15 protein-coding genes and 2 tRNA genes are annotated in these 19,298 nt (G+C 69.1%); 12 read left to right on the top strand and 5 right to left on the bottom strand.

Annotation, left to right across the window (positions count from 1 at the left end):
- Positions 1–33: 33 nt before the first annotated feature.
- Positions 34–1,839 (top strand): protein kinase, encoded by a 1,806-nt coding sequence (locus ACFVJQ_RS21940; RefSeq protein WP_385786000.1) that lies wholly within the window; start codon positions 34–36, stop codon positions 1,837–1,839.
- A 298-nt stretch (positions 1,840–2,137) separates the two neighbouring features.
- Here ACFVJQ_RS21940 and ACFVJQ_RS21935 read toward each other — a convergent pair whose 3' ends face one another.
- A complete protein-coding gene (locus ACFVJQ_RS21935) occupies positions 2,138–3,592 on the bottom strand; it encodes an amino acid permease (protein ID WP_385510365.1) in 1,455 nt (484 codons plus the stop codon).
- A gap of 228 nt (positions 3,593–3,820) precedes the next feature.
- On the opposite strand from ACFVJQ_RS21935, the gene ACFVJQ_RS21930 reads away from it, so the two are divergent.
- Both ACFVJQ_RS21930 and ACFVJQ_RS21925 read left to right on the top strand, forming a co-directional pair.
- Positions 3,821–4,306, top strand: coding sequence for a ribose-5-phosphate isomerase (locus ACFVJQ_RS21930; RefSeq protein WP_385510366.1), 486 nt, complete (start codon positions 3,821–3,823; stop codon positions 4,304–4,306).
- A gap of 185 nt (positions 4,307–4,491) precedes the next feature.
- On the top strand, positions 4,492–5,337 hold the full coding sequence (locus ACFVJQ_RS21925; protein WP_385510367.1) for an Fpg/Nei family DNA glycosylase: 846 nt from the start codon (positions 4,492–4,494) through the stop codon (positions 5,335–5,337).
- Between the two features lie 31 nt (positions 5,338–5,368).
- Here the strand turns inward: ACFVJQ_RS21925 and ACFVJQ_RS21920 are convergent, their stop codons facing one another.
- Positions 5,369–6,622 carry a GNAT family N-acetyltransferase gene (locus tag ACFVJQ_RS21920; RefSeq protein ID WP_385785995.1) on the bottom strand — a complete coding sequence of 418 codons (1,254 nt, stop codon included), beginning with the start codon at positions 6,620–6,622 and terminating at the stop codon, positions 5,369–5,371.
- Positions 6,623–6,785: 163 nt separating this feature from the next.
- On the opposite strand from ACFVJQ_RS21920, the gene ACFVJQ_RS21915 reads away from it, so the two are divergent.
- Both ACFVJQ_RS21915 and ACFVJQ_RS21910 read left to right on the top strand, forming a co-directional pair.
- Entirely contained in the window at positions 6,786–7,970 is a 1,185-nt protein-coding gene (locus ACFVJQ_RS21915; protein WP_224735897.1) for a PP2C family protein-serine/threonine phosphatase, read from the top strand.
- A gap of 12 nt (positions 7,971–7,982) precedes the next feature.
- Entirely contained in the window at positions 7,983–8,453 is a 471-nt protein-coding gene (locus tag ACFVJQ_RS21910; protein WP_385785992.1) for an HD domain-containing protein, read from the top strand.
- A 7-nt stretch (positions 8,454–8,460) separates the two neighbouring features.
- Here ACFVJQ_RS21910 and ACFVJQ_RS21905 read toward each other — a convergent pair whose 3' ends face one another.
- Positions 8,461–9,525: an acyltransferase family protein gene (locus tag ACFVJQ_RS21905; RefSeq protein WP_385785989.1), complete on the bottom strand. Its 1,065-nt coding sequence runs from the start codon at positions 9,523–9,525 to the stop codon at positions 8,461–8,463.
- A 442-nt stretch (positions 9,526–9,967) separates the two neighbouring features.
- Between ACFVJQ_RS21905 and ACFVJQ_RS21900 the strand changes: the two genes are divergently transcribed.
- A complete protein-coding gene (locus tag ACFVJQ_RS21900; protein ID WP_129802323.1) occupies positions 9,968–10,162 on the top strand; it encodes a hypothetical protein in 195 nt (64 codons plus the stop codon).
- A 93-nt stretch (positions 10,163–10,255) separates the two neighbouring features.
- Here the strand turns inward: ACFVJQ_RS21900 and ACFVJQ_RS21895 are convergent.
- Positions 10,256–10,326, bottom strand: a tRNA-Gly gene (locus ACFVJQ_RS21895).
- Positions 10,327–10,490: 164 nt separating this feature from the next.
- Between ACFVJQ_RS21895 and ACFVJQ_RS21890 the strand changes: the two genes are divergently transcribed.
- From ACFVJQ_RS21890 to clpX, 5 genes are all read left to right on the top strand, one after another.
- Positions 10,491–10,567 (top strand) — tRNA-Pro (locus tag ACFVJQ_RS21890).
- 170 nt (positions 10,568–10,737) lie between these two features.
- A complete protein-coding gene (tig, locus tag ACFVJQ_RS21885; RefSeq protein ID WP_385510372.1) occupies positions 10,738–12,132 on the top strand; it encodes a trigger factor in 1,395 nt (464 codons plus the stop codon).
- A 335-nt stretch (positions 12,133–12,467) separates the two neighbouring features.
- On the top strand, positions 12,468–13,079 hold the full coding sequence (locus ACFVJQ_RS21880; RefSeq protein ID WP_165396475.1) for an ATP-dependent Clp protease proteolytic subunit: 612 nt from the start codon (positions 12,468–12,470) through the stop codon (positions 13,077–13,079).
- A gap of 76 nt (positions 13,080–13,155) precedes the next feature.
- Positions 13,156–13,836: an ATP-dependent Clp protease proteolytic subunit gene (locus tag ACFVJQ_RS21875; protein WP_129802326.1), complete on the top strand. Its 681-nt coding sequence runs from the start codon at positions 13,156–13,158 to the stop codon at positions 13,834–13,836.
- Between the two features lie 192 nt (positions 13,837–14,028).
- Positions 14,029–15,315, top strand: a complete 1,287-nt coding sequence (gene clpX, locus ACFVJQ_RS21870; RefSeq protein WP_129802327.1) for an ATP-dependent Clp protease ATP-binding subunit ClpX — start codon at positions 14,029–14,031, stop codon at positions 15,313–15,315.
- 74 nt (positions 15,316–15,389) lie between these two features.
- On the opposite strand, the gene ACFVJQ_RS21865 is transcribed toward clpX, so the two are convergent.
- On the bottom strand, positions 15,390–16,352 hold the full coding sequence (locus ACFVJQ_RS21865) for a hypothetical protein (RefSeq protein ID WP_385785985.1): 963 nt from the start codon (positions 16,350–16,352) through the stop codon (positions 15,390–15,392).
- A gap of 136 nt (positions 16,353–16,488) precedes the next feature.
- Between ACFVJQ_RS21865 and ACFVJQ_RS21860 the strand changes: the two genes are divergently transcribed.
- Complete coding sequence (locus ACFVJQ_RS21860) at positions 16,489–19,113, top strand: valine--tRNA ligase (RefSeq protein ID WP_385785982.1); 2,625 nt, start codon at positions 16,489–16,491, stop codon at positions 19,111–19,113.
- Positions 19,114–19,298: the final 185 nt, after the last annotated feature.

Below are 19,298 nucleotides of genomic sequence, written 5' to 3'. Positions count from 1 at the left end.
TACGGCCTGAAGTGTGGCCATTGTGTTTCAGTCATGGGGTTGTCGAGGGGGTGCAGCGAATTGCCGGGGAATACGCGAAGTGGCGGTGTTCCAGGGTTATTGGTGACCGGGCGTTATCGGTTGGTCGAGAGCATCGGCCAGGGGGGAATGGGGCGAGTGTGGCGGGCCGCCGACGACATGCTCGACCGGCCGGTCGCCGTCAAGGAAATGCGTATCGACGGCCTGGACGCGGAGGATGCCCGGACCCGCCGTGAACGCACGTTGCGCGAGGCCCGGGCCACCGCCCGCATCGACCATCCCAACGTGGTGCGCGTGTACGACGTCGTGGACGAGGGCGAACGCCTGTGGATCGTCATGGAGTTGGTCGACGGCCGTTCCCTGGAGCGGATCATGGCCGAGGACGGGCCGCTCGGACCGCGCGAGACGGCACGGATCGGACTCGGCCTGGTGGAGGCGCTGCGCCAGGTGCATGCGCGCGGAGTGCTGCACCGGGACATCAAGCCCGGCAACGTCCTGGTCGAGCACGACGCCCGGCGGATCGTGCTCACCGACTTCGGTATCGCGGCGATCCAGGACGCCAAGGCGCTCACCATGGTCGGCATGCTGGTCGGCTCGCCCGACTACATGGCCCCCGAACGGGTCTCCGGCCGCCCGCAGGGACCGCCCTCGGACGTCTGGTCCCTCGGCGCCACCCTCTGCGCGGCGTTGGCCGGCCGCTCCCCCTTCTCCCGCGACACCACCCTGGCCACCCTGCACGCCGTCCTCTACGAAGAACCCGAACTCCCCGTCGCGGCAGGTCCGTTGCGGGACATCCTGGCCGCCCTCCTGCAGAAGGAGCCGTCCGCCCGACCGGGGCTGGAGGAACTGGAGACGGCGTTGCGGCCGGTGGCATTCCCGGAGCCCACGCCGACGGTGACGGAATCCGGGGCGGTGCAGGGGCGGGTGCCCTTGCCGGAGCCGCAACCTGTGGCGAACCCGGTAGCAGAGCCGGAACCCGTGACGCATCCGGCGCCGCAACCGGTGGCGAACCCCGTGCCGGAGCCGCCGGAGCCGGCCCAGGATCAGCCCACACCGCTCCTCGTACAGCCGCCGCACCTGCGCCCACCCCCCGAGGGGCCCCGCCCGGCGGGCGTTTCACTCCTGCGGGCCGAGGCGGTGACGGAACGGCGACCGGCCGCGATACCGCCGGGCAGCGAACTGCCCGGCCCCGCCGTCCCGTCCGCGCCGGCCCGGCGAACCCGGCGCCGCACCACCCTCGTCGCCGCCACCGGCGTGCTCACGGCCGCCGCGGTGGCCGGGATCGTCCTCGCGGCGACCGCGGGATCACCGGACGACACCCGGGCGGACACCGAGCCCCCCGCCTCCTCCGCGTACTCCTCGTCGCCCACCGTCGAGGGCACCTCCAGGCCGCCGAGCCTGCCGCCGGGCGCGCGGGAGGAGGCCGGAGGGTTCGCGTGGACGACCCCCGAGGGCTGGCGCCGGGACGTGAAGACGGGAGCGGAAGTGCACTACACCTCCCCCGACGGCACCCAGGAACTCGTGGCGAAGTCCTCCCTCGCCCGCGGCGACCTCATGGACTCCTGGCGGACCTCGGAACGCAACGCCCACCAGGGCCAGGACTACCGCAAGATCCGCCTGGAGGAGACGACGTTCCGCGGCCACCCCGCGGTGGTGTGGGAGTACACCTTCAGGCTGGAGGGCGTCCCCTGGCACGCCCGCCTGCTGGGCTTCGACGCGAAGGGGAAGTCGTACCAGATCAACACCTGGTACCAGCCGGCCGGAGAGGAAAAGGCCCTCGCGATCTACGAGGACGTGAAGAAGAGCTTCACCCTGCTGTGAGGCACATCGGACGCCCACACAGCCGAGGGCCCCGCGGCGCGACGCCACGGGGCCCTGGGGCCTGTCCGGCGGATCATGCCGCAGACGCGGGGCTTGGCACGCACATCTGCGGCGTTGTCGTCGGTTGCCGACTCCCCCACGCTCGGCTTCGCTCGCGCGGGGGGACCCCCATCGCGTCGACGCCCTCCTCCGCCTTGCAGCTGCACGCACCAAGCCCCGCTCACCGGCGTCGATGAGGCAGCGTCGATTTCCTGCGACCTGATCCGCCGGACAGGCCCTCCACTCACGAAGCGGCGCGTCAGTCGCCCACCGACACCTTGTCAGGAGCACCGACGGCACCCCGGCGCTTCTGCCGGACCACGGCGATCGCCAGCACCACGGCCGCGACCAGCAGCGACAGCAGCACGGTCTTGCGTCCGTCGTGCTCGGTGTCGGTCAGCATGTAGCCGAGCACGAACACGATCAGCGCGGCAGTCGCCCAGGTCAGATACGGGTACAGCCACATCCGCACGACCAGCTTCTCCGGCGCCTCCCGCTGGATGATCTTCCGCATCCGCAGCTGCGAGAAGCAGATGACGAGCCAGACGAACAGCGCCACGGCCCCGGAGGAGTTGACGAGGAACAGGAAGACCGAGTCCGGGAACTTGTAGTTGAAGAACACGGCCACGAACCCGAACACGACGGAGACGAGAATCGCCGTCCGCGGCACACCGCGAGCCGTCGTCCGTGCGAAGGCCTTCGGCGCATCCCCGCGCTCGCCCAGCGAGAACGCCATCCGGGAAGCGGTGTAGAGACCGGAGTTGAGGCAGGACAGCACCGACGTCAGCACGATGAAGTTCATGATCTGACCGGCGTGCGCGATGCCGAGGGAGTCCAGGGCGGCCACGTAGGAGCCCTTCTCGGCGATGGCGGGGGCGTCCCAGGGCAGCAGGGCGACGACGACGAAGATCGACCCCAGATAGAACACGGCGATACGCCAGATGATGCTGTTGGTCGACTTGGTCACGGCTCGCTGCGGGTCCTCGGACTCGCCGGCCGCGAGGGTCGCGATCTCGCTGCCCATGAAGGAGAAGACGACGAGCAGCACACCGGTGAGGATGGCGCCGGGCCCGTTGGGCAGGAAGCCGCCGTGCTCCGTGAGGTTGGAGAGCCCGGCCTGCTCACTGTCGACCCCGGGCAGCACACCGAAGACGGCGAGCCCGCCGACGACGATGAACGCTCCGATCGCGACGACCTTGATACCGGCGAACCAGAACTCGAACTCGCCGTAGGAGCCGACGGAGACGAGGTTGGTGGCGGTCAGCACCACCATCACGATCAGCGCCCACCCCCACTGGGGCACGGCGGGAATCCACCCCTCCAGGATCGCGGCCCCAGCGGTCGCCTCCACCGCCAGCACGACGACCCAGAAGAACCAGTACAGCCAGCCGATGGAGAACCCGGCCCAGGGCCCGAGCGCGCGGTCGGCGTGCGCCGAGAACGAGCCGGACGTCGGATTCGCCGCGGACATCTCACCGAGCATCCGCATCACGAGCACGACGAGCGTGCCGACGAGGGCGTACGACAGGAGGATGCCGGGGCCGGCGGTGGCGATACCGGAGCTGGACCCGACGAACAGGCCTGCCCCGATGACACCACCAATGGCGATCATCGACAGATGACGGTTCTTGAGCCCGGCCTGGAGGCCGTGGCCGGGGTCACCGGTGCCTCCGGGGCCGGTTCCGGCCTTCGTCAGGGTCGGCTGCGAAGTCATGGGACGGGTTTCCTTTGCGCCGGTCGAGCAGTTTCCCCGTACGAGCCCGCCCGAGCGGTATGCGGGGGTGTACGAATCGGTCCAGTGAATCGGAGGCAAACGAATTCGGGAACCTTTGATTCCGGATCGTTACTTGAGGTTTTCTTGAGTTTCTGTAGCGTTACTCACACTCTCCGCCTCGCCGACCCGGCGCGCCCGCCCCGAAACCGGCATGACACACTCGTTTCCATGCGCGTGTACCTCGGCTCCGACCATGCCGGTTTTGAACTCAAGAACCACCTCGTCGAGTGGCTCAAGGCGGCCGGCCACGACCCCGTCGACTGCGGCCCCCACATCTACGACGCCCAGGACGACTACCCGCCCTTCTGCCTCCGCGCCGCCGAGCGCACGGCCGCAGACCCCGAAGCCCTCGGCATCGTGATCGGCGGCTCCGGCAACGGCGAGCAGATCGCCGCGAACAAGGTGAAGGGCGTGCGCGCGGCGCTCGCCTGGAGCGAGGAGACGGCGTCGCTGGGCCGCCAGCACAACAACGCCAACGTGGTCGCGGTGGGCGCGCGCATGCACACCCTCGACGAGGCGACGAAGTTCGTGGAGACGTTCCTGAACACCCCGTTCTCAGGCGACGAACGCCACGTACGCCGCATCGAGATGCTGAGCACGTACGAGACGACCGGCGACCTTCCGCCGATCCCCCCGCATCACCCTCAGCAGTAACCGACTCGGCGCGGGGCTCGCGAGGGGTGCAGGGGACGCAGTCCCCGCCGGGGTCTGGGGCGGAGCCCCCAGGGGCGTTCACCCTGAACGGACCGAGTCGGGCGGGTGGGTGGGCGAGCCCCGCGGGAGCGCAACGCCCCCACCCCTCACCCAACCGGAGGTAACCGCGTAAGAAAGGAGCCGCCGTGCCGGAGGGCCACACCATCCACCGCCTGGCCCAGGACTACGCCGCCCGCTTCAAGAACCGCGGCCCCGTCCACATCACCAGCCCCCAGGGCAAGTTCTCCGACGCCGCCGCCCTCCTCGACGGCTCAACCCTCCACACCGCCGACGCCCACGGCAAACACCTCTTCCTCGGCTTCCGGGACCCCGCCCCCGAGAACACCGACTGGATCCACATCCACCTCGGCCTCTTCGGCAAGGTGACCCTCGGCGAGGCCGGCGCCGACGCCCCCGCACCCCCACCGACGGACACCGTCCGCCTCCGCCTCGTGGGCCCCACCGCGTACGTCGACCTCCGCGGCCCCACCACCTGCGCCCTGATCACGGACACCGAGAAGCAGGCGATACACGACCGCCTGGGCCCGGACCCCCTCCGCACCGACCACCACGCCGACCCCGCCACCGCCTACCGCCGCATCTCCCGCAGCCGTACGACGATCGCCGCCCTCCTCATGGACCAGAAGGTCATCGCCGGCGTCGGCAACGTCTACCGCGCCGAGGTCCTCTTCCGGCACCAGATAGACCCGTACCGCCCGGGCAGGGACATCACCCCCACCGAGTGGGACGCGATCTGGACCGATCTCGTCGCCCTGATGCGCGACGGCGTCCGCACCAACCGCATCGACACCGTCCGCCCGGAACACACCCCGGAGGCGATGGGCCGCCCGCCACGCGTGGACGACCACGGAGGCGAGGTCTACGTGTACCGCAGGGCCAACCAGCCCTGCCACATCTGTGGCGGCGAGATCCGCACCGCCGATCTCGCCGCCCGCAACCTCTTCTGGTGCCCGACCTGCCAGCGAAACTGACCCGCCACCCAGGCCACGACCACCAGAACCGTCAGAACCCGTGCGGCAGCCAAGGCGCCACCACACCCCCGAACCCCACCGACGCCTCCGCCAGCGCCCCTGCCCGCAGCTCCCGCACCCGCCCCGCCGCCGCCAGCGACCCGAGGCTCACCCCGCCGAGATACGCGGCCGCCAACTCCCGTACGGACAAGGCGAGATCAGCCGCATCCGACGTACGCACACACGAGGCGCCCTTCGCATCCCCTGTCAGCCGCCAACGCCCGGCGTTCCAGGGGCAGAAGTCGTCCGCCACCTCGAACACCACGTCCACCGGCGCCTGATAGGTACGCGCCTGAAGCGCGGCCCCGACATCCACCAGCCGTACGTAGAGCGAGTCCCGCAGCCGTGGCTGGCACCGCCGGATGTCGGACACCAGGTACTGCCACGCGTCGTCGACCGGCCGCCCGCGCACGGTCAGCGTCGTCGTCAGGTCGATCCCGAACAGGAACCGCCACAGCGCGGCCTCCGTCACCGGGTCGAGCGCGGCCGAATCCGCCAGCGCCACCGTGCCGTTGTGCCCGGTCACGCCCCATCCCAGCCTGACTCGGAAGCGCGCGTACCCGGTGACCTCCCCGTCCCGTTCGGCGACGACGCACTGCAGCGGCGACGCCCCGTCCCGCTCGCTCTCCGGGTCGAGCAGCCCCACCCGCTCCCAGCCCGGCTGCCGCGCGAGCATCCCGGGACGCCGGGGCACCAGCCGCGCGTAGACCGCCTCGCACGCGTCGAGCACGTCCGCGGGCGCCGCGTACCGCAGTCGTACGTCATCGGTGCCGGCCGGCACCGACAGCCGTACCCGACTCGTGTCGATCTCGGCGCTGAGTCCGAACGTCGCGGCGGCGTACCCGAACCGGCCGTAGATCGCCGGCTCGGAGGCGGTGAGCACCGCCAGCGGCTCGCCCCAGGAGCGGACGTCGTCCAACTGCCGCCGCATCATGGACGTCAGCACCCCGCGCCGCCGGTGCGTGGCGGCGACACTGACCATCGTGACGCCCGCCGCCGGCACCGACGCCCCGCCGGGCACGCTCAGCCGGAACGTGAACGCCCCGGCCGTCCCCACGCAGGCGTCGCCCTCCCAGGCGCCGAGGGACCGGTCGTACTCGGTGAGCGCGTCCCACAGCTCCCGCTCCTCGGCCGACTCCGGCATGCCACCGAAGGCGCGGATCAGGGTGTCGTACCACAGGTCCCATTCGTCCTGCCGCAGCACCCGTAGCTCTGCCGTCGGGCCTGTCGCGAAGTCTGTCGCCATGAGCCCATGCCTACCAGGGCACTGCGGGGCGGGCGAGGGAATTTCTCCCGGACGGCGGCGCGGCGGCTTTCCGTGGAGTTCACTGTGAAGTCGAGCCTCGGACGGGGGACAAGTGGGACCTCCCGTGCCAAGCAGCTGGTCCGATGGATAGGGTCCCGAACTAATGGCAGCAGGACGAGAGCGGCGCGCGGCGGCCGATACGTTCCCGGCCCGGTTGAGGATGAGGTGGCACCGGGCCCGCGTCGGCGTGCGCAGAAGCGCCGTCGACTACTTCCGCGGCGACGGTTCGGACTGGATCGCGCTGGCCGGACTGCTGCTCACCGTCCCGCTGATCACGATCACCACACTCGCCAACTCGGTGTGGTGCTCCCCGGCCGCGCTGGTCCTGCCGATCGTCGCGGGCGGTCTGCTGCTGCGCCCGGCGAGCCTGCTGGGCCTGTACGCGGCGGCGGCCACGGCGCTGATCGTGGAGTCGATACAGCTGGGCCCGTACACGGAGGGGCCTTCGCGCGTGACCCCGGGCGTGGTCCTGGTGGTGGCCGCGTGCGGTTTCTTCGGGCTGCTGATCGCGCAGTTCCGCAGCCGAGTCGGCGTGCCCTGGCGGCGCGGCGGCACCATGCTGTTCGACCTGCGCGAGCGGATCCGGGTGCAGAGCAAGCTGCCGAAGCTGCCGCAGGGCTGGCACCGGGAGATGGCGCTGCGGCCGGCGGGCGGCCAGTCCTTCTCGGGCGACTTCGTGGTCGCGGCCCGCACGAACGGCGGCCGCACCCTGGAGGTCGTCCTCACGGACGTCTCCGGCAAGGGCATGGACGCCGGCTCGCGCGCCCTGCTGCTGTCGGGCGCCTTCGGCGGTCTGCTCGGCTCGCTGCCGCCGCACGCCTTCCTCCCGGCGGCGAACGGCTACCTCCTCCGCCAGGACTGGGACGAGGGCTTCGCGACCTCGATCCACCTGGTCCTCGACCTGGACTCCGGCGACTACGAGCTGTACTCCGCGGGCCATCCGCCGGGCCTCCAGCTCAACGCGGGCAGCGGACGCTGGGAGGAGAAGGCGGCGGAGGGGCCGCTGCTGGGTGTGTACGAAGGCGCCCAGTTCGACTCGGTGAAGGGCTCGCTGCGGCCCGGCGACGTGCTGATGCTGTTCACGGACGGTCTGGTGGAAACGTCCGACCGGGACATCGTCGAGGGCCTCGACCGCCTCACCGGCGAGGCCGACCGCTATGTCGCCGGCGGCTTCCACGGTGCTGCCTGGCACCTCATCGAGGCGGTGGCGAAGGACGTCAACGACGACCGTGCCCTCCTGCTGATCTGCCGTGAGGGCCCGACGGCCCTGGCGGCGGCCGCCCGCTGAGACACTCGACGAGTGACCGAGAACCCGCACCTCACCCTGGCCGAAGTGGAGGCCGTCGCCCGCGCCGCCCACCAGGGGCAGACGGACAAGGCCGGCCGCCCCTACGCCGAACACCTCGCCGCCGTCGCCGACGGCGTCCGTGCCCGCGGCGGTGACGAGGAGCAGATCGCGGCGGCCTGGCTGCACGACGCCGTCGAGGACGAGGCCCTGTCCGAGCAGTGGCTGCACGAGGCCGCACTGAGCCGCCGTACGAAGGACGTGGTGCGCGCGGTCACCAAACGGGCGGGGGAGTCACCGGAGGCGTACGCCGCCCGCATCCTCGCCACGCCGGGCGCACTCCTGGTCAAGGAGGCGGACCTGGCCCACAACGCGGACCCGGCCCGCCTCGCACGCCTCGACGAGCCCACCCGCACCCGGCTGACCGAGAAGTACGCCCTTATGCGCACACTCCTCGGCCTGCCGGACGACCGGCCGTACGACTAGGCCGGGTCTAGGCGTCCGCTTTCGCGAGCTCCTTCTCCCGCGCCCGCTCGCGCTCGCGCGCAAGGTCCGCGGCGTCCCGCTTGAACGCCCACTCCATCTTCGGCTCCATCGCGAACCGGAAGACCCGCTGGACGGGCTTGGTGCACAGCAGCGTGACGGCGACGGCCGCGAGGACGCTCACGAGGATCTCGCCGTACGGCCGGTGCAGCCAGGCGTGCTCGTACCAGCCGCCGTACCCACCGGCCTTGACCAGGAAGCCGTGCAGCAGATAGCCGTACAGCGTGCCCGCGCCGAGCGCCGTGAACCACATCTGCCGGCCCGGCACCCAGGCGAAGAAGCAGGCCGTCAGCAACAGCGAGCAGCCGAACAGCGCGAGCACCATGACCGGCCCGGTCCACCAGGGCGCGCCCAGCTCCTGCGCGGCGTCCCGGTGGTAGAACCACCCGGTGTTCATCCGCGGCACCGCCCACCAGCCGACGACACCCGCGGCCGCGAACACCGGCACCGACAGGATCCGCACCGAACGCCGGCGCACCATCTGGAAGTGCTCGGGCTTCATGCACAGGCCCAGCACGAAGAACGGCAGGAACTGCAACACCCGCTGCAGATCCAGGTCGTTGCCGATTCCCGGGGTGGCGGACGCCAGCATGGCGATACCGAGTGCGAGAGGCAGCGGCCACCGCACCAGCTTCCAGACGGGGGTGGTCAGCCGCCAGATGAACAGCGCGATCAGGAACCAGGTCAGATACCAGGGGTCGAGCAGGCTGATCTTCTGTTCCGGGTCGTCGCCGAAGTAGCGCTCGCCGAGCGAATAGGCGGTTTCGAAGACGATGTACGGCACCACGACACCGGTGATGAGCCGCTGGAGCCGGTCCGCGCGCATGTCGAAACTGCGGGAGAAGAAGCCCGAGATGACGATGAACGCCGGCATGTGGAACGCGTACACGACCATGTACGCGGCCTCCAGGGTCCGGCTGTCCCCCTTCAACGGCTCCCATGCGTGGGCCACGGCCACCAGGACGATCGCCAGATACTTGGCGTTGTCGAAGAAGGCGTCGCGCTGTCGAAACATCTGAGGCACCCTAGCGTCGTCTGCGGGTTCCCGTGAAACCCTCGGCGTCATTCCTGCTTTTCCGCCGCGCCTACCCGAGTTTCCGCAGAGTTGGCATGGTGGACGACGTGACGGTCAACACAGTCGGTCAACACGGCGGATGACGGAATGTCCGCTTCCTCTCCCTTTATGCGCAACAAATCGAATTCCCTGCGAACGCGTTGTATGGAGACGGAAACGAACCAGCCGAATTCCTTGCGCAGTTGACTGTCGAATTGCCTCGCCGACTGCGACAGGGGCGTATGTACGCCCGGACGAGTCCGGACTTGTCGGACACGGGTGTGGCGGACGATGCGTCACGGCCCGCATACCGGGGCCGTGTTGGTGGCACGATGGTTCTGCCGGGGGTGCGCGGGCTGCATCCCAGGCCGGGAGAGCGGACCGACCGAGGGTGTGATCAGTTGTGGCCATTTCGCTGTCAGTGGTGCTGCTATTGGCGATCATCCTGGTGGTGATGATCAGGGCAGGAAACATCAAGGCGGGCCCGGCGATCGTTGCGGTCCTCTTCGGCTTCTTCCTCGCCTCGACCGGCATGGCCGACGACATTCAGCGCTTCCTGGACTCGATAGCCCAGACCATCAACGAGATCCAGTTCTGACCGGCCGGCCTCGGCGCTGATCAAGAGCGGACGTACGCGACCTGTGGAACACGAAGGGCCCGGTTCCGAGGAACCGGGCCCTTCGCCATGCAGAGCGGGCGACGGGAATCGAACCCGCGTAGCCAGTTTGGAAGACTGGGGCTCTACCATTGAGCTACGCCCGCACACAACGCGCCGCAGGTCAGCCGACCGCGGCACTGCAGGCATCGTAGCGGGTCGGCCCCCCTCACCGCACACCCCATCCGTACGGACGCCGACACCGCGCCGGTGCTCGGGAAATGCGGCAGCCGCGCTGCCTGCGGGCATGTACCCTACGTGTCGCACCAGACGGGGTGTGGCGCAGCTTGGTAGCGCGTCCGCTTTGGGAGCGGAAGGCCGTGGGTTCAAATCCCGCCACCCCGACCACCCATCCGATCACTTTGCGTGATCGCCTTTTGGGTCGTGTAGCCGCTGCCGTTACTATGCAAGCTGCACGCCCGTGTGTCTCATCACTGATAGTCCTCCGGGCGGCCACATCCGCCGGACCCGTCGGGTCCCGGCAGAACCCGAGAAGTCAGCCACAAGGAGACCGAACCGTGAAGAGCGCCGTGGAGAACCTGAACCCGACCCGGGTTCGGCTCACTGTCGAGGTGCCCTTCGAGGAGCTCAAGGACAGCCTCGACGCGGCGTACAAGAAGATCAACCAGCAGGTCACGGTGAAGGGCTTCCGCAAGGGCAAGATCCCGGCCCGGGTCATCGACCAGCGGTTCGGCCGTGGCGCCGTGCTGGAGGAGGCCGTCAACGACGCGCTTCCGAAGTTCTACACGGAGGCGGTCAACGAGGCCGAGATCGACGTGCTGGGCCAGCCCGAGGTCGACATCACCGAGCTGAAGGACGGCGAGACGCTGAACTTCACTGCCGAGGTCGACATCCGCCCGGCCATCGAGATCCCGGACTACTCCGGCATCGAGGTCGAGGTCGACGCCGTCGAGGTCACCGAGGAGGACGTCGACAAGGCGGTCGAGGAGCTGCGTGAGCGCTTCGCGTCCACCTCCCCGGTCGAGCGCGCCGCCGAGGACGGCGACGTCGTCACGATCGACCTGGAGGCCAAGGTCGGCGGCGAGGTCCTCGAGGACGGCGTGGCCGAGGGCGTCTCGTACACCATCGGCTCCGGCGAGCTGCTCGACGGCATCGACGACGCCGTGAAGGGCCTTGAGGCGGGTGGCGAGGCCACCTTCACCTCCGAGCTCAAGGGCGGCTCCGCGGCCGGCCAGGAGGCCGAGGTCACCGTCAAGGTCAGCCAGGTCGCCGCGCGCGAGCTGCCCGAGCTGGACGACGACTTCGCTCAGCTCGCCTCCGAGTTCGACACCCTCGAGGAGCTGAAGGCCGACAGCCGCAAGCGCCTGGAGAACATGAAGCAGTTCGACCAGGCCACGCAGGCCCAGGAGCGCGTCCTGGAGAAGCTGCTCGAGCTGGTCGAGGTCCCCGTCCCCGAGAAGCTGCTCGAGGACGAGATCAACACCCGTAAGCACAACCTCGAGCACCACCAGCTCGCCCAGATGGGCCTGACCCTCGACAAGTACCTGGAGATCCAGGGCAAGACCGCCGAGGAGTTCGAGACCGAGACCCGCGAGGCCGCGGTCAAGGGCATCAAGACCCAGTTCGTGCTCGACGAGCTCGTCAAGCAGGAGAAGCTCAACGTCAACCAGGAGGAGCTCACCGAGCACCTCATGCGGCGCGCGGCCTCCTCCGGCATGTCCCCCGACCAGTTCGCGCAGGCCGTCGTCGAGCAGGGCCAGGTCCCGCTCCTGGTCGGCGAGGTCGCCCGCGGCAAGGCCCTGGCCGTCGTCGTCGAAGCCGCGACCGTCAAGGACACCAACGGCGAGATCGTGGACCTGGAGGACGAGGACGAGGTCGAGACCGCCACCGAGACGGTCGAGGCCGTCGAGGGCACGGCCGAGGCCGAGGCCGAGGAGAAGACCGAGGGCTGAGCCCACGGCCACGGCACCTTGTAAGCCGTACGAAGGGCCCCGGGTCGCATAACGCCCCGGGGCCCTTCGACGTACGGTGGGACAGTGCCCTAAGGGGCGCGGGGAACTGCGCGATCAACCCTCCACGACCCGCAGCCGCCCGCGAACCGGAGTCACCACGGCGCTACGCCCCCGGCGAACACTCCCCTTCGCGGGATTCCCCGAACGGACCCGCGCGTTAGGGTCCATGAATACGGGGGCAGGGAACTCGGCGAAACCGCCGGAGGCCCCCGCAGGGAAACGTGAGACGGCCCGGCGCCGTCGTAAGACGAGCAGGTGGATACGTGACGAATCTGATGCCCTCCGCCGCCGGCGAGCCTTCCATCGGTGGTGGCCTCGGCGACCAGGTCTACAACCGGCTGCTCAACGAGCGGATCATCTTCCTCGGCCAGCCGGTCGACGACGACATCGCGAACAAGATCACCGCACAGCTGCTGCTCCTTGCCGCGGACCCGGACAAGGACATCAACCTCTACATCAACAGCCCCGGCGGATCGATCACGGCCGGTATGGCGATCTACGACACGATGCAGTTCATCAAGAACGACGTGGTGACGATCGCCATGGGCCTCGCGGCCTCGATGGGGCAGTTCCTGCTCAGCGCGGGCACTCCCGGCAAGCGCTTCGCCCTGCCCAATGCCGAGATCCTGATCCACCAGCCGTCCGCCGGCCTGGCCGGCTCGGCCTCGGACATCAAGATCCACGCCGAGCGGCTGCTGCACACCAAGAAGCGCATGGCCGAGCTCACGGCCCTGCACACCGGCCAGTCGGTCGAGCAGATCACCCGCGACTCGGACCGCGACCGCTGGTTCGACGCCCATGAGGCCAAGGAGTACGGCCTCATCGACGACGTGATCGCAACGGCGGCCCACATGCCGGGCGGCGGCGGCACCGGAGGCGGCTCCTAAGGGCCGCTCGGGCCCGCAAGGCCCCCGCGTCCCTTCCAGCCCCCAGCCACCGCTCCAGCCCCCTTCAGGAGACACCGTGAACGACTTCCCCGGCAGCGGCCTCTACGACCGTACGCGTGCCGAGTACACCGGCCCGGCGGCCGAGTCCCGCTATGTCATCCCGCGCTTTGTCGAGCGCACCTCCCAGGGCATTCGCGAGTACGACCCGTACGCGAAGCTCTTCGAGGAGCGCGTGATCTTCCTGGGCGTCCAGATCGACGACGCCTCCGCCAACGACGTCATGGCGCAGCTGCTGTGCCTTGAGTCGATGGACCCCGACCGGGACATCTCGGTCTACATCAACAGCCCCGGCGGCTCCTTCACCGCGCTGACGGCGATCTACGACACGATGCAGTTCGTGAAGCCGGACATCCAGACGGTCTGCATGGGCCAGGCGGCCTCCGCCGCCGCCGTCCTGCTGGCCGCCGGCACGCCCGGCAAGCGCATGGCGCTGCCGAACGCGCGTGTGCTGATCCACCAGCCGTACAGCGAGACCGGCCGCGGCCAGGTGTCCGACCTGGAGATCGCCGCGAACGAGATCCTGCGGATGCGCTCGCAGCTGGAGGAGATGCTGGCCAAGCACTCCACCCAGTCGATCGACAAGATCCGTGAGGACATCGAGCGCGACAAGATCCTCACCGCCGAGGACGCGCTGGCGTACGGTCTGATCGACCAGATCATCTCCACGCGCAAGATGAACAACGAGTCGGTCCGCTGACGCGGATCCTGTATCGTCTGCCGCCCCTTGGCGCGCTGTGTCACCGTGCATCGCAAGGTGCACGTCAAAGTGAACCGTGCCAAGGGGGGCCCGAACGGGGGGCTCGGCAAGGTACCGTCGGACATAAGGCAGCACCAGGAGCCGCTGGACTCATCGCGTCCAGGCGTCTCCCAGGCGAAGGGGAAGCACACCGTGGCACGCATCGGTGACGGCGGCGATCTGCTCAAGTGCTCGTTCTGCGGCAAGAGCCAGAAGCAGGTCAAGAAGCTCATCGCAGGCCCCGGTGTGTACATCTGCGACGAGTGCATCGATCTCTGCAACGAGATCATCGAGGAAGAGCTCGCGGAGACCAGCGAGGTGCGCTGGGAGGAACTGCCCAAGCCGCGCGAGATCTACGAGTTCCTCGAGGGGTACGTCGTCGGCCAGGAGCCCGCCAAGAAGGCCCTCTCCGTCGCGGTGTACAACCACTACAAGCGTGTGCAGGCCGGTGAGAACGGCGGCGCCCAGGGCCGCGACGACGCCATCGAGCTGGCGAAGTCCAACATCCTGCTGCTGGGCCCCACGGGCTCGGGCAAGACCCTCCTCGCCCAGACCCTGGCCCGCATGCTGAACGTCCCGTTCGCGATCGCCGACGCCACGGCGCTGACGGAGGCCGGCTATGTCGGTGAGGACGTCGAGAACATCCTGCTGAAGCTGATCCAGGCGGCGGACTACGACGTCAAGAAGGCCGAGACGGGCATCATCTACATCGACGAGATCGACAAGGTGGCCCGAAAGAGCGAAAACCCGTCGATCACCAGGGATGTCAGCGGAGAGGGAGTCCAGCAGGCGCTCCTGAAGATCCTCGAGGGCACCACGGCCTCGGTCCCGCCCCAGGGCGGCCGCAAGCACCCCCACCAGGAGTTCATCCAGATCGACACGACGAACGTCCTGTTCATCGTGGGCGGCGCCTTCGCCGGTCTGGAGAAGATCATCGAGTCCCGGGCCGGCGCGAAGGGCATCGGCTTCGGCGCGACGATCCGCTCGAAGCGGGAGCTGGAGGCCAAGGACCAGTTCGAGGACGTCATGCCGGAGGACCTGGTCAAGTTCGGCATGATCCCCGAGTTCATCGGCCGCCTCCCCGTCATCACCTCCGTCCACAACCTCGACCGCGAGGCCCTGCTCAAGATCCTGGTCGAGCCGCGCAACGCCCTCGTGAAGCAGTACCAACGCCTCTTCGAACTCGACGGCGTGGAACTGGACTTCGAACGCGAGGCCCTGGAGGCCATCGCCGACCAGGCCATCCTCCGCCAGACCGGCGCGCGAGGCCTGCGCGCCATCATGGAGGAAGTCCTCATGTCCGTGATGTACGAGGTCCCGTCCCGCAAGGACGTCGCCCGAGTCGTCATCACCGCGGACGTCGTCCACTCCAACGTCAACCCGACGCTCATTCCGCGGGACGCGCGAGGGCGGGGGACCGGCGAGCAGAAGTCGGCGTAACGCCGCAGCGGCAGAGCAGACAAGCGAAGGGGCCCCGGTCAATCGACCAGGGCCCCTTCGGCGTTGAGTGGGTGTCAGGCCTTGACGCGGACTTCCTCGCGGAGCTTGGTGGTGATGTCGATTGCGGTGTCCTTGTTGACACCCGTGCCGTTGTTGTCGCCGGGCGAGACCATGGCGACCGTGCTGTAGTCGGCCCAGGCGCAGAACCAGTCGGTCGACTCCTTCTTGGTGAGCGCGTTGGTGCTCTTGGTCGACTGGCACTTGGCGACCGCGCCGTCGATCTCGACCTCCTCGGGCTCGCCGACCAGCTCCGCGTTCTGCATGGTGTTCGAGTCACCTGAGGAGGACTCCTTGACCTCCTTCTGGATGGAGGCGAAGAACTTGTCCAGGGTGCTCTGGGGGTCGGCGATCTCGCCGTAACCGCCCACCATGGTGAAGCCCTTGGCGGTCAGCAGCTCGGACTGGTCGGGAATGGTGGAGGGGTCCTGCGGGTCGTAGTTGCTGAAGTCGGCGGTCGACCACTGCCCGACGACGGCCGTACCGCTCTTGACGCCGCTCTCCTCCATGTCCTTCGCGGTGTCGGAGTCGCTGACCTGGTTTCCCTCGCCGACCCGCTTGTACTCGGTGAGCGCCGTCGCCGGCGTCGTCAGCTTGTGCGGGCCGTCGTCCTCCAGGCCGCCCGCGCCGCCGCCCCCGCCGATCACGAAGTACGCCCCGACGCCGATCGCCGCCACGACCGCCACCGCGCCGATGATGAGGCCCGTCTTCTTCTTGCCGCCGCTCGGGGCCGGGGGCATCGGGGCGCCGTACGGGGCCTGGCCGTAGGGAGGCTGCTGGCCGTACGGGGGCTGCTGGGGCGGGACGCCCTGCGGGGGCTGCTGGGGGTAGCCGTAGCCGGGCTGCGGCGGGGCGGGCTGCTGAGGGTAGCCGTAGCCGGGCTGCGGAGCCTGCGGCTGCTGGCCGTACGGACCCGGCTGGCCGTACGGTCCGGGCTGCTGGGGCTGCCCGCCGTACGGGCCCGGCTGGTTGTAGCTCATTACTGGGTTCCCCTCCAGATGCTTATGTGTTCCTGACATCCTGGCGCAGACACAGCGCACGCATCGCATCGGGGGGCGCACCGTTACAGAGAAATCGAGTTTCGGGACACGCCCGCGACACCCCTAAACTGACCCCGTGACCGAGAACGCTCAGCAGCAGCCACCAGCGCCCACGACCGAACTGCCGACCCAGTACGCGCCGGCCGAGGTAGAGGGGACGCTGTACGAGCGCTGGGTAGAGCGGGGTTACTTCGAGGCGGACGCGAAGAGCGACAAGCCGCCGTTCACCGTTGTCATCCCGCCGCCGAACGTCACGGGCAGCCTGCACCTGGGGCACGCCTTCGAGCACACCCTCATCGACGTCATCACCCGCCGCAAGCGGATGCAGGGGTACGAGACGCTGTGGCAGCCCGGCATGGACCACGCCGGTATCGCCACGCAGAACGTCGTCGAGCGGGAGCTCGCGAAGGAGGCCAAGTCCCGGCACGACCTGGGACGCGAGGCCTTCGTCGAGCGGGTCTGGCAGTGGAAGGCCGAGTCCGGTGGGCAGATCTCCGGGCAGATGCGGCGCCTCGGCGACGGCGTTGCCTGGTCGCGTGAGCGGTTCACCATGGACGAGGGCTTGTCCCAGGCCGTTCAGACCATCTTCAAGCGGCTCTACGACGACGAGCTGATCTACCGCGCCGAGCGCATCATCAACTGGTGTCCCCGGTGCCTCACCGCCATTTCCGACATCGAGGTCGAGTACCAGGACGACGACGGCGAGCTGGTCTCCATGAAGTACGGGGACGGGGACGACACCATCGTCGTCGCCACCACCCGTGCCGAGACGATGCTCGGTGACACGGCGGTCGCCGTCCACCCCGACGACGAGCGGTACCGGCACCTCGTCGGCAAGCTCATCAAGCTGCCGCTGACCGACCGTTCCATCCCGGTCGTCGCGGACGAGCACGTCGACCCCGAGTTCGGCACGGGTGCCGTCAAGGTCACCCCGGCACACGACCCGAACGACTTCGAGATCGGCCAGCGGCACGACCTGCCGGCCGTCACGATCATGGACGAGCACGCCGTCATCACCGCCCACGGCCCCTTCCAGGGCCTGGACCGGCTCGAGGCCCGCTCCGCGATCGTCGCCGCGCTGCGCGCCGAGGGCCGGATCGTCGCCGAGAAGCGGCCGTACGTCCACTCCGTCGGCCACTGCTCGCGCTGCAAGACCACGATCGAGCCCAGGCTCTCCATGCAGTGGTGGGTCAAGGTCGGCCCGCTCGCCAAGGCCGCCGGTGACGCGGTCCGCGAGGGCAAGGTCACCATCCACCCGCAGGAGATGGAGAAGCGGTACTTCGACTGGGTCGACAACCTCCACGACTGGTGCATCTCGCGGCAGTTGTGGTGGGGTCACCGGATTCCGGTCTGGTACGGGCCGAACGGCGAGGTCGTCTGTGTCGGTCCCGACGAGGAGCCGCCGACCGGTGAGGGCTGGCGTCAGGACTCCGACGTCCTCGACACCTGGTTCTCGTCCGGCCTGTGGCCGTTCTCCACGCTCGGCTGGCCGGAGCAGACCGAGAGTCTCGCGAAGTTCTACCCGAACTCCGTCCTGGTCACCGGCTACGACATCCTCTTCTTCTGGGTCGCCCGCATGATGATGTTCGGGCTGTACGCGATGGACGGCACCCCGCCGTTCCACACCATCGCCCTGCACGGCATGGTCCGTGACCAGAACGGCAAGAAGATGTCGAAGTCCTTCGGGAACGTCGTCAATCCGCTGGACTGGATGGACAAGTACGGCAGCGATGCGCTCCGGTTCACCCTCGCGCGCGGTGCCAACCCCGGCGTCGACGTCCCGATCGGTGAGGACTGGGTCCAGGGGTCCCGGAACTTCGCCAACAAGATCTGGAACGCCACGCGCTTCGCGCTGATGAACGGCGCGACGGTGGAGGGTCCGCTGCCGGACGCGTCGAAGATGTCGTCGACGGACCGGTGGATTCTGTCGCGACTGAACTCGGTGGTCGCCGAGGTCGACGCGTACTACGAGGACTACCAGTTCGCGAAGCTGTCCGACGCGCTGTTCCACTTCGCGTGGGACGAGGTGTTCGACTGGTACGTCGAGCTGTCCAAGACGACGTTTGCCGGCGGCGGTGAGGCGGCTGAGGTCAGCAAGCGGGTTCTGGGTGAGGTCCTGGACGTCACGCTGCGGCTGCTGCACCCGGTCGTTCCGTTCGTCACGGAGACGCTGTGGACGACGCTGACCGGTGGTGAGTCGGTGGTTATCGCCGAGTGGCCCAAGGACAGCGGGTTCCGGGACGCGGACGCCGAGCGGGAGATCGAGACGCTGCAGGCCGTCATCACCGAGGTGCGGCGGTTCCGGGCGGACCAGGGGCTGCAGCCGGGGCAGCGGGTTCCGGCCCGTCTCGCCCTCGACGGCTCGGTCCTCGCCGTGCACGAGGCCGCGATCCGTCAGCTGCTGCGTCTCCAGCCGGAGGGGGAGGGCTTCGCGGCGACCGCGACATTGCCGGTGGCGGGGGTCGAGGTCGCGCTGGATCTGTCCGGCGTGATCGACGTTGCCGCGGAGCGGAAGCGGTTGGCCAAGGATCTTGCTGCTGCGGAGAAGGAGAAGGCGCAGGCTACGGCGAAGCTGGGGAACGAGGCGTTTCTGGCGAAGGCGCCGGATCATGTCGTGGACAAGATCCGGGGGCGGCTGGCCAAGGCCGATGAGGATATTGCGCGGATTCAGGCGCAGCTGGAGCGGTTGCCTTCGGCGTAGGTGGCGGTTTTACGTCGGTGCAGGCCCCCGGAACTTTTTGGTTCCGGGGGTCTCGTGCTGGGTGGGGGGCGATGCGCGGCCCGGCGCTGCGGGGTGCCGCTGCGCCCACCCTCCCCCACTCTCGGCTTCGCTCGAGCGGGGGGACCCCCATCGCCCCAGCGGCACGACTGCCCGCAGCTGGGGCG

It is taken from the genome of Streptomyces sp. NPDC127197 (genome assembly GCF_042672405.1).
Taxonomy (GTDB): domain Bacteria; phylum Actinomycetota; class Actinomycetes; order Streptomycetales; family Streptomycetaceae; genus Streptomyces; species Streptomyces flavusporus.
Note: the sequence above shows the minus strand (reverse complement) of the source record. Positions and strands in the feature narration are given on the sequence as shown.